This is a genomic window from Roseibium sp., assembly GCF_051016195.1.
Lineage (GTDB): Bacteria > Pseudomonadota > Alphaproteobacteria > Rhizobiales > Stappiaceae > Roseibium.
Genome location: NZ_CP134616.1, coordinates 6,301,402 through 6,314,531, shown reverse-complemented (window position 1 = coordinate 6,314,531; position 13,130 = coordinate 6,301,402). Strand labels below are relative to the sequence as shown.

Below are 13,130 nucleotides of genomic sequence, written 5' to 3'. Positions count from 1 at the left end.
TGCCGCCTCTTCGGGGCGGCACGTTGCGTTTTGGCTTATTTTCACCCTTGAGATGCATCGGTGCGAAACGCAGGTTTCGTTGCGAGGATAAGCTTTTCCAGATCCGGGAATGAGCGGCCGGAAAAGGTGGCTGCGTTTTCCGGTTGAAACCAAACGCAAGGAGCCCCTGGCTTGCCCTGACCGGCAGGCAGAACGCTCTAGGGAGTTAGACGAGGTTATGTCCGCGACTGCACTATTCGGAAACTACGCAAGATCGAACCTGACATTCGATCACGGGGAAGGTGTCTGGCTTGTTACGACCGACGGCCGACGATTCCTCGACTGCGGTTCCGGCATTGCAGTGAACTCCTGTGGTCACAGCCATCCGCATCTCGTCAAGGCGCTGCAGGATCAGGCGGCAAAGCTCTGGCACGTATCGAACCTGCACCAGATGCCCGAGGGAGAACGTTTGGCGCGGCGGCTTGCCGAGGCAAGTTTCGCGGACAAGGTCCTGTTCGTGAACTCCGGCGCCGAAGCGATGGAAGCTGCCATCAAGTGCGCGCGCCGGTATCATTTCGACAACGGTCAGCCGGACCGCTACCAGATCATCACCTTCGAAGGCGCGTTTCATGGTCGTACGCTCGGCACGATCGCGGCCGGTGGTCAGGAGAAGTATCTGGAAGGCTTCGGCCCTAAGGCGCCGGGCTTCGATCAGGTGCCTGCCGGTGATCTGGACGCACTGAAAGCTGCCATCGGCCCTCAGACGGCCGCACTTGCCATTGAGCCGATCCAGGGTGAAGGCGGCATTCGCGAAATCCAGCCGGACTTCCTGCGCGCTTTGCGTCAGATCTGCGACGATCAGGGCATCCTGCTCATATTCGACGAGATCCAGACCGGCGTCGGCCGTACCGGCAAGCTGTTTGCGCACGAATGGGCAGGCATCAGTCCGGATATCATGGCGGTCGCAAAGGGTATCGGCGGTGGATTTCCCGTTGGTGCGTGCCTTGCAACCGCCGAAACGGCAACCGCACTGGCACCTGGGACCCATGGAACCACCTTCGGCGGCAATCCGCTCGCCATGGCGGTCGGCAACGCGGTTCTGGACGTGATCCTAGCGGACGGCTTCATGGAGGATGTCCAGAAGAAGGGTCTCAGTTTCAAACAGAAACTTGCCGGCCTTGTGGACGGGCATCCGAAGGTTCTCGACCAGGTGCGCGGTATCGGCCTGATGCTTGGACTGAGGTGTGTGGTTCCTGCGGGTGACTATGTCGCGGCCGCCCGGGAGGCGGGCCTCCTGGCGGTGCCTGCCGGGGACAACGTCGTTCGGATCATGCCGCCGTTGACGATGACTGAAGAGGAGATAGCAACAGCGGTAGAGCGCCTGGAACAGGCTGCTCAGGCCGTTGAAGCGAAGCTGGTGGAAGGAGCGGCCGAATGACCGCGAATGGATCTTACCGGAACTTTCTCGACCTCACGCAGTTCGAAGGCGACGAACTGCGTGCCATCCTTCAGACCGCCAAGAAGATCAAGGCAACCCGCAACGGCGTCCGTCCGGGCGAAGGCCCGCTTGCCGGCAAGGTGCTCGCGATGATCTTCGAACAGCCGTCCACGCGTACGCGCATCTCCTTCGATGTCGGCATGCGTGAACTTGGCGGCGAAACCTTGATGCTCACCGGCGCAGAGATGCAGCTTGGACGTGGGGAATCCATCAGCGATACGGCCAAGGTTCTGTCCCGTTTCGTTGATGCCATCATGATCCGGATTCTGGACCATGACGAGCTCAACCAGCTGGCCGAGCATGCGACCGTTCCGGTGATCAACGGCCTCACCAAGATCTCGCATCCGTGCCAGATCATGGCCGATCTGATGACATTTGAAGAGCACCGCGGATCGATCCAGGGCAAAAGCGTTGCCTGGACGGGCGACAGCAACAATGTCCTGGCGTCCTGGATCCATGCAGCACCGCGTTTCGATTTCGAACTGCGGATAGCAACTCCGGGTGAACTTGCACCGCCGCAGGACCTGATCGACGTCGCACGCGCCAAGGGGGGTTCCATTCAGTTGACGACAGACCCATATGAGGCCGTCAAGGGAACCGACTGTGTGATCACGGATTGTTGGGTCTCCATGGGCGACGACGAGTCTGAATCGCGCCACAACCTCTTGAGCGCGTATCAGGTCAACGAACGCCTGATGTCGGAAGCAAATGGCGATGCGCTCTTCATGCACTGTCTCCCCGCGCACCGCGGCGAGGAAGTCACGTCCGAGGTCATGGACGGCCCCAATTCGGTGGTGTTTGATGAAGCCGAGAACAGGCTCCACGCCCAGAAGGGTATTCTGGCGTGGTGCTTCGGCAAGGATTGAGGCAAAGCCGACGTGGCATTGAAACTTGAAGAACTGGGTATCGCAGCCGCAGGTTTGGACGCTGTCCGGCCCTTTGCCGTCGAGGAACTGGATGTGCGCGGACGCGCCGTCGCGTTCGGACCTGTTCTGGACGGCATTCTCGGACGGCACGACTACCCGGATCCGGTCTCGCGGCTCCTGGCGGAAGCGATCGTGCTGACCGGCTTGCTCGGGACATCGCTGAAATTCGACGGCCGCTTCACGCTGCAGACCCAGACCGAGGGCCCGGTTTCCATGCTGGTCGTGGATTTCGCGTTTCCCGATGCGATCCGGGCATGTGCAACCTTCGACGACGATCGCGTCCAGGCCCTGATGGCGGCCGACAAGGCGACACCGGAGGCATTGCTTGGTCACGGTCATCTGGCGATGACCATCGATCAGGGGCAGCACATGCAACGCTACCAGGGTCTGGTTGAACTTGACGGTATCTCGCTCGAGGAGGTCGCACGGCGTTACTTCGAGCGATCGGAGCAGATCCCGACCGAAGTGCGTCTTGGTGTCGGCGAACTTTATACGCGCAAGGAAGGGGAGGGGCACGCCAGGACCTGGACGGCTGGCGGTGTCCTCATTCAGTTTCTGCCCGAAGCTCCGGATCGCCAGAGGCAGGCCGATATCGATCCCGGAGATGCGCCGGAAGGCACGGTTCCGCATGAAGTGGAAGAAGACGATGCCTGGGTCGAGGCCAAGGTGCTCGTGGATACGGTTCAGGATGATGAACTGACCGATCCGGAAGTTAGTGTCGAGATGCTGCTCTTCCGGCTGTTCCATGAGCGCGGTGTACGCCTGTTCGATCCGCAGCCGCTGGCGGACAAGTGCCGATGTTCGCGCGAAAAGATCGAAGGTGTGCTGGCAGGCTTCAGTGCGGAAGAAATAGAGGCAGTGACCGTGAACGGCAGGATCGAGGTAACCTGCGAGTTCTGCAACGCGAAATACGAATTCGAGCGCTGATGTCCCGAAAAATGGGACAATTTTGAGTCTTCAGACACATTTCGTTACAATTTTGCAGGTGTCATCCTGCGTGCCAGGGCGTATGCGGGACTTGAATTTTGCAGTGCGAAGTAAATCTAACTGCAAGCGCACAGTTCATATGCCCGATCGAGATACCGTAGTCCGGAACGCTGACAATGTTGCAGTCCTTGCCTCAGGAACCGGGAAAGGAACCGGTTTCCGAATTCCTTCCCCCAGCCGGTCCGCAGCCGGGCAACGGCTGGCGACGGGTTATGCTGATCCTGAAAGCATTGCTGCAGGCGTTGATCGCGTTCGCGATCCTGGTGGGCGCGTTCATGGGCATGAAGACGCTCGTGGCGACAAAACCGGATGTTGCCAAGCGGCCGATCCAGGAACGCAGCTACGCTGTCGTCACGACGGTTCTGGAGCAGGGCGACTTTGCGCCCGATATCCGCGTCTTCGGTGAAACCGCCGCAGGGCGCGAAGTCGAACTCCGCTCGCTTGTCGGCGGAGAGGTCACGGAGGTCCATCCCGATCTGAAAGCCGGCGGCCACGTCTCACAAGGAGATCTGCTGGTTGCAATCGATCGCTTTGATTACGAGGGCGCCGTGACCGAGGCGGAAGCCAATCTGGCCGAGGCCAACGCCGGGCTCGTTGAAAGCGAAGGCCGCGTCGAACTTGAAAAAGCCAATGTCGTCAGGGCTCAGGAACAGCTTGAGTTTGCACAGCGGGATCTGGAGCGCGCCGAGGAACTGATCGGACGCGGCGCGGTCACGGAACGAACCGTTGACGACAGGCGCTTGCTCGTCTCACAGCGCCAGCAGGCAGTTGAGCAGCGCCAGAACTCGCTCGCGCTTGAGGAAGCCAAGGTGGTGCAGCAGACGGCGGCGGTCAAGCGCCTCGAATGGGGCCTGGAAAACGCAAACCGTCAGCTCGACAATACGATCCTGAGAGCTCCTTTCGATGCCGTTGTGCGCACAGAAGCCGCCGAACCCGGTCGTCTGGTGAGCGTCAATGATGCAGTGGTTTCGCTCTACAGCAGTGATGAATTCGAAGTCCGGTTTACACTGTCAGACAATCAGTACGGCCGTCTGCTTGCAGAAAGCGGAACCGTCATCGGCCGCCCGGTAGATGTGACCTGGTATCTCGGCAACACGCCGGTGACCTATCCGGCGAAGGTCACCCGTGTCGGCGCCGACGTCGCCAGCACGCGGGGCGGTGTGGAGCTGATTGCCGCAATCGACAATACGGACGCCGCAGTCCCTCTGCGTCCCGGCGCATTCGTCGAAGTGTCACTGCCCGACCAGACTTATCTGCAAAGCTTCCGCATCCCCGAAACAGGGTACTACGGCGAAGGCACGGTCTATGTTGTCAAGGACAACCGGCTTGAACCGCGCCAAGTCGAAGCTTTGGCGATCGACGATGGCTTCATTCTGGTGAGAGGAAATCTTCAGCCAGGCGAAACCCTCCTGACGACACGCATACCCGAGGCAGGGGCGGGGCTGCTGGTCAACGACGTGGCCGCGTCTTCAGCAGAAACACAATCGTCCCGGACCGGAAGCGATCCCGCGCAAACGGCGGGCAATCGTAACGCCGACGCGCAGTAGACGGAGGGCTCGGCGATGAGGCAGATCCAGTCCAGAGGCTTTCTCGAGCTCATTGTTCGGCATGCGAACGCGGCCAATCTCATCATGGTCGTGATGGTGTTGTTCGGGGCTTACGGACTGGCAAAACTGAACACCCAGTTCTTTCCGACCGTCAAGACCGACCGGATATCCGTGTCGATCATCTGGCCGGGTGCGAGCGCTGAGGATGTCACGACGAACATCCTTGAGGTGATCGAACCGGAACTGCGTTTTATCGACGGTTTGGACGAGATCGTCTCCTACGGCCGCGAAGGGGCCGCATCGGTGCAGATGGAGTTCATCGAAGGCACCAACATGCAGCAGGCACTGTCGGACGTGGAGCAGGCGATCTCCGGTGTCACGACCCTGCCGGTTGAGTCCGAAACACCGGTCGTGTCGGCGTCGACGTTCACCGATGGCGTTGCAACGATCGCGCTGCGGGGCCCCTTTTCGGAGCAGGCGCTGAAGGTATTCGCGCGCCAGATGCGCGATGACCTGCTCGCGCGCGGGATCGACAAGGTAGAACTCTATGGCTATCGCGCACCGGAATATCTGGTCGAGATCCCGGAACGCGAACTCAGGCGCCTGGACCTGACCATCTCCGATGTCGCAGGTCAGATCGCCGGAAACACGATCGACGTGCCGGCAGGCAATCTGGACGGCGATGTCGAAAGACAGATCCGTGCCCTCTCGGAAGACCGTTCACCGGAGGCCGTCGGCAGGGTCGAGGTCAAGTCCTTTGCATCCGGCGAGAAAACACTGGTCGACGATATCGGCACCGTGGTTCGGGACTTCGATTCCAGCGAGAACCAGGGTTTTTCAAATGGAACGCGGGCGATCGAACTGCAAATTCTCAGAACCGAGAAAACCGATACGCTGAAAGCCGCGCAGGTCGTTGATGACTATCTCGCCGAGATTTCGCAACAGCTGCCGCAGACCCTCGAAATCCTGAAATACGACGTGCGCGCGGATGCCGTGAAGGGCCGGATAACGCTTCTGCTCGAGAACGGTCTGACCGGCCTTGTCTTGGTTGTTGCGATCCTGTTCCTGTTCCTGAATGCCAGGATCGCGCTTTGGGTTGCCGCCGGTATCCCGGTGGCGATGATGGCCACCCTCGGGATCATGTGGCTCATGGGCGAGAGCATCAACATGATCTCCATGTTCGCGCTGATCATGATGCTGGGCGTGATTGTCGATGATGCGATTGTCGTCGGCGAGCATACGGCAACGCGGCTGAGCATGGGCGACAGTCCTGATGAAGCAGCCGTCAACGGCGCGACCACGATGCTGGCACCGATTTTCGCGGCGAGCCTGACAACGATCGCAGCCTTCCTTCCCATCCTCCTGATCGGCGATGTGCTCGGCCAGATCATGGGCACATTGCCCATTGTCGTGATCGCGGTCGTGATTGCTTCGCTGATCGAGTGTTTTCTAGTGCTGCCCGGCCACCTGTCCCATGCGCTCGGGAGCAGGCCCGGATGGAGCTGGTGGCGCGTCGTGATCGTCGCCGGCGTTCCGGCCTTCTTCCTCAGCGCGCTTGTTGCGCAGCCGGACATCTCCGTGCCGCCCTATCTTGATGTCGTTGATGATCCCCTGCGCGCCTTGAGGGATGTCACGGGCGTGGTCGTGTTCGAGATGATCGTCATCGGTGTCTGTTTCCTGGCCGCACTGGCATTCGAGACGTTGCTGATGGCGTTGCGGCGCAGGAAGCAGCAAGCACAGGAGCCGGACAGACCGAGTTGGTTCCGCCGCGGGTTCGACACGGGCTTCGGCTGGATACGCGACTACCCGTTCCGCGCCTTCGTCTCCCTGGCGGTTCACTGGCGTTACGTGACGCTCGCCGTCGCGATTGCGGCAATGGTTCTGGCGGTGGGACTCGTTCGCGGAGGCCGCGTTGGCTTCACCTTCTTCCCGTCTCCGGAAGCGGAAAACCTGATCGCGTCCATTTTCTTCCATGCGGGCATTCCGGAAACAGACGCAATCGAAGGCATTGCAAGGATCGAGCAGGCGCTCAGGGATGCCGAGGCCGGTCTGACGCGCGACAACGGCGAGACGCTTGTCGTGGCGACTTATGCGACCCTCGGGCAGGCAGGGAACAACCGCGGCGACAACGTCGCCAACATTTCCGTGCAGCTGAGCCGCTCGGAAGAACGCACGGTCCGCACGCCCGAGATCGTCCGCGCATGGCGCGCAGCGCTGCCGGCAATTCCCGGCGCGGCCCGCGTCGCAGTCGCCGAAAGGCGCGGCGGTCCGCCGGGTCGGGATCTCGATATCCGCCTCACAGGCGCGTCTCTGCAGGAACTGAAGGCGGCCGCCGAGGAACTCCAGGAGGAGCTCTCCGCGTTCCCGGGAACGAGTGCCGTGGAAGACGATCTCCCATGGGGCAAGCCTGAACTGCTTGTCGAACTGACACCGCGAGGCCGGGCGCTCGGCTTCACGGTCGAAAGCGCCGCCCGGCAGATCCGCAACGCCTTTGAGGGCAACATAGCCCGGCGCTTTGCCGAAGGAGACGAGGAGGTTTCCGTCAGGGTCAAACAGGTGTTTGATTCAGACGGGACGGCGGCTCTCAGACAGCTGTCCCTGCGCACGCCCGCGGGCGAATTTGTGCCACTGACGGAGATCGTCGACCTGACCGATGCGCAGGGCTTTTCCGTCATCCTTCGGCGGGACGGACGCACCGTCGTTACAGTCGTTGCCGATGTCGACAGCACGATCACCTCGAACAACGAGATCATCGCCGAGCTGAGCAAGGAATTCCTGCCGGCGCTGTCGCAGACATACGGTCTGGAATATTCCTTCGCCGGGCGGGCGGAAGAACAGTCGAACGCGTTTTCCGATCTCCTGACCGGCATTCTCATGGCCGTGGCGGGTATCTACATCATCCTGGCAGCGATCTTCGGCCGTTATTCAAGACCCATCGTGGTGATGTCGATCATCCCCTTTGGCATCGTCGGCGCGATTGTCGGGCACTACCTGATGGGCTTCAATCTGACGATACTCAGCATGATCGGCCTGCTTGGGCTGGCCGGCATTCTCGTGAACAATTCGATTATTCTTGTCGCGCGTTTTGAAGAGCGTCTTTCGGGAGGGGAAGATCTGGATGCCGCGGCAATCGGTGCCAGTTGCGATCGCCTTCGCGCTGTGTTGCTGACCTCGATGACGACGATTGGCGGGCTGTTGCCGCTCATGTTCGAAACCAGCCTTCAGGCGCAGTTCCTGCTGCCCATGGCCATCACGATCGTGTTCGGTCTGGCCACTGCAACCGCGCTCGTTCTGGTGCTTGTCCCGGCGCTTGTCATGATCGGCGATGATATCGGCCGGGTCATCTTCCTGAGCCGACGCCGAAACCAGCACGCATTGCCCGGAAACGGCCGGAGCGTCACACCGGCAGAATAGGCAATCAGCCTTGCAGTGACACGGCGAACGCCGCCGCGGTGCGTGCGGCGGTCTGGATGTTGCCGTCCAGTGTCGCCGGTGATTTTCCGCGTGGGCCGAAATCGTGATTGCCGTCTTCCAGATAGGTCAGGGAAACGCCGTCCGGTAGAGCCACCTCATCGAGCTCCGCCTTGGACCCGAACGGATCCCGGTCTCCCTGGAGGATGAGAACCGGCCGCTTGCTTTCCTGCAATGGCGATAACCGCCATTCGGCATCTGGTTTGCCGGTCGGGTGAAACGGATAACCGAAGCAGCAGATGCCGCCAACCCGTTGAGGCAGAGATCCGCCGCCGCCCAGCATTGCGGCGACGCGCCCGCCCATCGATTTGCCTCCAAGGAGCAGCGGGCCGGCACAGTCTGTCAGAAGAGTTTGAAGCGCGGTCTGAAACTCGCCGATCAGGCGGTCCGCGCGCGGGGGTGGCTTTTTGGGGCCACCGGTCCGGCGTCCGGCCATATAGGCGAATTCGAACCGCGCCACGGCAATACCTTCGGCGGCGAGAGCGGTGGCAAGCTTTTCCATGAAGGCAGAATCCATCGGCGCACCGGCGCCGTGCGCCATGAGCAGGGTGGCTGCGGGTTCGGTTTCCGGGCGGGTCCAGAGTAAGTTGCTCATGGTGATGTGATCTGTCGCAGCTTCTTTTTTGAGAGTGTGGGCTATATTTTCACGAAAGGTGAAATAAAGGCCCCGGTCGGAAGATGCACTAACGCGCCTTCCGGACCTTGGCAAGGCGCTTTGCCGCCCGGCGGACACGAGACGGAATGTTTGAAGAGATTGACGTAAACCAGGTACGCATGGCCTGTTTCGCCGGAATTTTTCTGGTCATGGCCCTGCTCGAAGCGGGATTGCCGCGCCGGCGTCTGGAAAACGGGCGTCTGAAGCGCTGGCCGACCAACTGGGGCCTGATCCTGCTGGATTCCATTCTGGTGCGATTGATCTTTCCGATCGGAGGCGTGGGGCTCGCACTTCTGGCGCAGGAAAATGGCTGGGGTCTGTTCGGACTGCTTGGCTGGTCGGGGGTACTCGCCGGCATCGTGACGTTTTTCGCGCTTGACTTCGCCGTCTGGGGCCAGCATGTGGCGTCCCACAAGATCCCTGTGTTCTGGCGCATTCACCGCGTCCATCACGCCGACAGCGAAGTGGACGCCACCACGGCGCTCAGGTTCCATCCGATCGAGATCCTGCTGTCTTTCGTCTGGAAGGGGCTCGTGATTGTTGCACTGGGCGGGCCAGTCGAGGCGGTTCTGGTTTTCGAGATTGTGCTGAACGCGTCCGCCGTCTTCGGACACGCAAACGTCCGCTTGCCCTTATGGCTCGACAGGCTTTTGCGTCTGGTCATCGTCACGCCGGATATGCACCGGGTTCATCACTCGGTGATCCGGCGGGAGACCGACAGCAACTACGGCTTTTACCTGTCGATCTGGGACAGGATGTTCGGGACCTATGTCGACCAGCCCGAAAAAGGTCATGACGGCATGGAAATCGGCCTCGGAGCGCCGCTCACGCCGAAAGCCCATCAGTTGCCCTTCAGCCTCGCGATACCGTTCCTGGGCAATTCGAAGACGAAGTCCGAAAAACCCGGCGCAATGGATGTGCGCAGCAATCAGTAAAAGCTGAGCGGAAAATAGCGCAGGTACAGTTCGCGGTAGATGCCCTTTTGCTGAAGCTGCGCCAGCGCATAGTTGAGGGCCGCTGCACGCTCGGTGTCTTCCGGGCGCGTTGCGATGGCCATGCCCCGGTCGAAGAAGCCGGGTTCCAGCCAGGGGCCGCCGGCAAACGCGCAGCAGGACGCGGCCGCCTCGCTCGGGAGCCAGAAAGCCAGGCTCAACCCGTCCCCGAAATGGGCATCGGCCTCCCCTGTCTTCACGGCGTCTCTTGCCATTGACACGCTTTCCAGACCCAGGATCTCGGCTTCCGGCCAGAACCGTTCTGCAAAGGCTTCGTATCGGGACCCTGTTACCACCGCGATTGTCTTGCCGTTGAGCGCCTGCTCATTGAAGCTCTCGGCATTGTCTTCCGCGACCACGAAGCGCGCAGGCAGCTTCAGATAGTCATCGGTGAAGTTGAGGCGCCGGGTCGCCGGGAGGCCCCGTGAAAGGCCGGAGATGATCGCGTCCCCTTCCTCTTCATCGAGGGCGGACAGGAGAACGTTGAAATTCTTGATCCGAAGCGCGCACGAACTGCCGAGTTCCTGGCACAGCGCCCGCGCCAGATCGACATTGAAACCTGTCAGACGGCCCTGCGGGTCCCGGAATACGAAGGGCGGATAGTTGTCGGTTGCCAGGAACTGGATCTTGTCCGGTATGGAATTCGGCCGGTCGCTGACTGCCTTGGGGTCCCAGAAATTGGGCACGCGCACGCCCTCGTCCTGCGCAAAACCTTGCGCGGGCACGAGGGAGGAAAATAGAAGCGCGAGCAGGAACGCGACCGGGTGTATTTTCATGGAATACTGGATCTGAAACCGTTTTGATTTTCCGCAATCGGATGATGGAACGCGCAGAACTTTCTGCGCGAGTCACCTCTCCTAGTCAACATGATACCGCAAACTCAGCCCTGTGAGCAAAATGAGAATGCGGCGCGGGTTTCAGCCTCGACAAAGCCGTGTCAGCCGCGGTCCTGACCAGAACTGTCGGTTCCCTGGCACAAACGTGACCGGAGCCCCGCGACACTCAGGCTGCGTGGCGTTGGATCGTTTGCAGTGATACCGGCGGCTTAAAGCCGTGACCGTTCGTCGAGGAGTTCCTGCATGCCCTAATGCAGATCATCCTTCTCCAGATCGGTCAGGCTGACCCTGTCCGCCATCTTGACGAGCCAGTGAAGCGTCTTCTTCTGCTCGCTGTCCAGCTGGTCCATTTCCGAGATTTTCAACACGGTTGCACGATGATTGTTCCAAGCCAGGAAGAAATCAACAACATCCGAAACGTCGTCAATAATAGGGTTTTTTTCTGACAATTTTCCTGCTCACGGTTCTGTTCCTCACGCCGTGAGTTTAGTTGGAGATGGGTTTCGGCGAGCGTGAAAAAAGTGTGAAGTGGTTGGATACTGGCTATAAGTGCTGTTCTATAGAATGCGTATTTTTCTCGAGGCGATGGGGCATGCACGCGAAGTTACTGGAAATCAGCTTGTTCGGGTCCTGTATCGTCCGTTCCCTTGAGCCCGGCGCTTTCGAGATCACAGGTAAGAAGCATCGCGCGATCTTCGCGCTGCTTGCAACTGCGCCGCATGGCTGCAGGAGCCGGACTTTCCTACAGGAAACGCTTTGGGGCGCCGCCTGCTACGACACAGGCAGGCAAAGCCTCAGGCGAGCCCTGTCCGACATCAAGTCGGCGATGGGACCGTACTACAACCAGCTGATCACGACCAACAATTCGGAAGTCACGCTCGATCTGGGCAACGTCGCTTTTGCCGGCCAGCCGGGTCAGGGGACTTTCCTTGAAGGTCTGGATGTTCCGGCGCCGCTGTTCGAGGCCTGGCGAGACGCGGTCAGGGCTAATCCTGAACAGGTGCATGCGCTGTTCCGGAACCCGGCGTCATCTCTGCCAAGGCCCCCCGTGCCGACCGTAACGGTCATGCCACTTCTGAGCATTGACAGCAATCCGGAACTGTCAATGCTCGGAGATTGGTTTGCGGAAGAGATCTGCCGGTCGTTGTCGCGGACGAATCTGCTTGCCGTCATATCTCACTTTTCAAGCCGCGCCCTTGCGGGGCGCAGGATTGATATCGAAGCCATTCGCACGAAGCTGGCGGTCGACTATTGTGTTGCCGGCAGCATCCGGAAATTTGGCGACGAGGTGATCACCGATGTCGACTTTCTGGATGCAGAGACCGGGCGTATTCTCTGGACCCGCCAGTTCAGCGGCAAGCAGGCCGAGTTTATCAACGCCTCAGGTCTGGGTCTCACCAATATCGTGACATCCGTCGGAAATGCGATCGCGTCCGACACCTTGCGATATGTGCGCGGCCGCCCGATCAGCGAAATCGCCGACCACAAGCTGCTGATGGCAAGTGTCAGTCTCATGCACCGCTCGACCTTGCGGGACTTTGCAAAGTCACGCGAACTGTTGGACGAAGCACTCAGGAGATCGCCGCGCTCGGCGGAGGTTCACGCCTGGCGTGGGAAGTGGCACGTGCTCAGCGTCGTCAATGGATGGAGTTCGGACCCCACCAAGGATACCAAGAGCGCAGTCGGGAGCACCTCGAAGGCGCTGGATATCGATCCTGAAAACGCGTTCTGCATGACCATTGACGGCTTCGCGCACAACAACCTGCTCCGCCGCCTGGATGTAGCGTCAACCCGTTACGAGAATGCGCTTGAGCACAATCCGAATGAAGCGTTGTCCTGGTTGTTGCGCAGCGCGTTATACGCGTTTCAGGATTCTGGCAGCCAGGCAGTGCACGCCGCGGACAAGGCGCGCAAGCTGTCTCCCATCGATCCTTTCAAGTATTTCTATGACTGTTTGAGCGCAACGGCTTATCTGGCGTCCGAAGACTACGAAAAGGCACTGGAATTCGCCAACAGTTCGCTGGAGAGGAACCAGCGTCATCTGTCGACTCTCCGCGCAAAAATCATTGCTCTTCATTTCCTTGACAGGACCGCAGAAGCAACAACAGTCGCGGACGAATTGCGGCGCAGACAGCCGACCTTCTCCGTTGAAGGTTACATGAACGCGCATCCGGCGGCCGATTATCAGGTTGGTCAAAACGCAATGCGCGCCTTGCGCGCGGTTGGTTTCTAACGAGGA

10 protein-coding genes are annotated in these 13,130 nt (G+C 60.1%); 7 read left to right on the top strand and 3 right to left on the bottom strand.

Going from position 1 to position 13,130, the window contains the following annotated elements:
• The first annotated feature begins 217 nt into the window (after positions 1 to 217).
• From RDA78_RS28615 to RDA78_RS28595, 5 genes are all read left to right on the top strand, one after another.
• On the top strand, positions 218 to 1,417 hold the full coding sequence (locus RDA78_RS28615) for an aspartate aminotransferase family protein (RefSeq protein ID WP_434053134.1): 1,200 nt from the start codon (positions 218 to 220) through the stop codon (positions 1,415 to 1,417).
• On the top strand, positions 1,414 to 2,343 hold the full coding sequence (gene argF / locus RDA78_RS28610) for an ornithine carbamoyltransferase (RefSeq protein WP_434053133.1): 930 nt from the start codon (positions 1,414 to 1,416) through the stop codon (positions 2,341 to 2,343). Before RDA78_RS28615 ends, argF begins: the two co-directional genes overlap by 4 nt.
• Before the next feature lie 12 nt (positions 2,344 to 2,355).
• Positions 2,356 to 3,330, top strand: coding sequence for an Hsp33 family molecular chaperone (locus RDA78_RS28605; RefSeq protein ID WP_434053132.1), 975 nt, complete (start codon positions 2,356 to 2,358; stop codon positions 3,328 to 3,330).
• A 176-nt stretch (positions 3,331 to 3,506) separates the two neighbouring features.
• A complete protein-coding gene (locus RDA78_RS28600) occupies positions 3,507 to 4,937 on the top strand; it encodes an efflux RND transporter periplasmic adaptor subunit (protein WP_434053131.1) in 1,431 nt (476 codons plus the stop codon).
• Between the two features lie 15 nt (positions 4,938 to 4,952).
• Positions 4,953 to 8,351 (top strand): efflux RND transporter permease subunit, encoded by a 3,399-nt coding sequence (locus RDA78_RS28595; RefSeq protein ID WP_434053130.1) that lies wholly within the window; start codon positions 4,953 to 4,955, stop codon positions 8,349 to 8,351.
• 4 nt (positions 8,352 to 8,355) lie between these two features.
• Here the strand turns inward: RDA78_RS28595 and RDA78_RS28590 are convergent, their stop codons facing one another.
• A complete protein-coding gene (locus tag RDA78_RS28590; RefSeq protein ID WP_434053129.1) occupies positions 8,356 to 9,003 on the bottom strand; it encodes an alpha/beta family hydrolase in 648 nt (215 codons plus the stop codon).
• Between the two features lie 146 nt (positions 9,004 to 9,149).
• On the opposite strand from RDA78_RS28590, the gene RDA78_RS28585 reads away from it, so the two are divergent.
• Entirely contained in the window at positions 9,150 to 9,998 is an 849-nt protein-coding gene (locus tag RDA78_RS28585) for a sterol desaturase family protein (protein WP_434053128.1), read from the top strand.
• Here RDA78_RS28585 and RDA78_RS28580 read toward each other — a convergent pair.
• Entirely contained in the window at positions 9,992 to 10,831 is an 840-nt protein-coding gene (locus RDA78_RS28580) for a transporter substrate-binding domain-containing protein (protein WP_434053127.1), read from the bottom strand. The two genes, RDA78_RS28585 and RDA78_RS28580, sit on opposite strands and share 7 nt — an antisense overlap.
• A gap of 308 nt (positions 10,832 to 11,139) precedes the next feature.
• Positions 11,140 to 11,340 (bottom strand): hypothetical protein, encoded by a 201-nt coding sequence (locus RDA78_RS28575; protein ID WP_434053126.1) that lies wholly within the window; start codon positions 11,338 to 11,340, stop codon positions 11,140 to 11,142.
• 143 nt (positions 11,341 to 11,483) lie between these two features.
• Between RDA78_RS28575 and RDA78_RS28570 the strand changes: the two genes are divergently transcribed.
• Positions 11,484 to 13,124 carry a hypothetical protein gene (locus tag RDA78_RS28570; protein WP_434053125.1) on the top strand — a complete coding sequence of 547 codons (1,641 nt, stop codon included), beginning with the start codon at positions 11,484 to 11,486 and terminating at the stop codon, positions 13,122 to 13,124.
• The last annotated feature ends 6 nt before the right edge of the window (positions 13,125 to 13,130 follow it).

Excerpts from the sequence above, each read along its gene's own strand:
- RDA78_RS28580 (WP_434053127.1), bottom strand. The coding sequence starts at position 10,831 with ATGAAAATACACCCGGTCGCGTTCCTGCTCGCGCTTCTATTTTCCTCC.
- RDA78_RS28615 (WP_434053134.1), top strand. The coding sequence starts at position 218 with ATGTCCGCGACTGCACTATTCGGAAACTACGCAAGATCGAACCTGACA.
- RDA78_RS28590 (WP_434053129.1), bottom strand. The coding sequence starts at position 9,003 with ATGAGCAACTTACTCTGGACCCGCCCGGAAACCGAACCCGCAGCCACC.
- RDA78_RS28570 (WP_434053125.1), top strand. The coding sequence starts at position 11,484 with ATGCACGCGAAGTTACTGGAAATCAGCTTGTTCGGGTCCTGTATCGTC.
- RDA78_RS28600 (WP_434053131.1), top strand. The coding sequence starts at position 3,507 with ATGTTGCAGTCCTTGCCTCAGGAACCGGGAAAGGAACCGGTTTCCGAA.
- RDA78_RS28595 (WP_434053130.1), top strand. The coding sequence starts at position 4,953 with ATGAGGCAGATCCAGTCCAGAGGCTTTCTCGAGCTCATTGTTCGGCAT.
- argF (WP_434053133.1), top strand. The coding sequence starts at position 1,414 with ATGACCGCGAATGGATCTTACCGGAACTTTCTCGACCTCACGCAGTTC.
- RDA78_RS28585 (WP_434053128.1), top strand. The coding sequence starts at position 9,150 with ATGTTTGAAGAGATTGACGTAAACCAGGTACGCATGGCCTGTTTCGCC.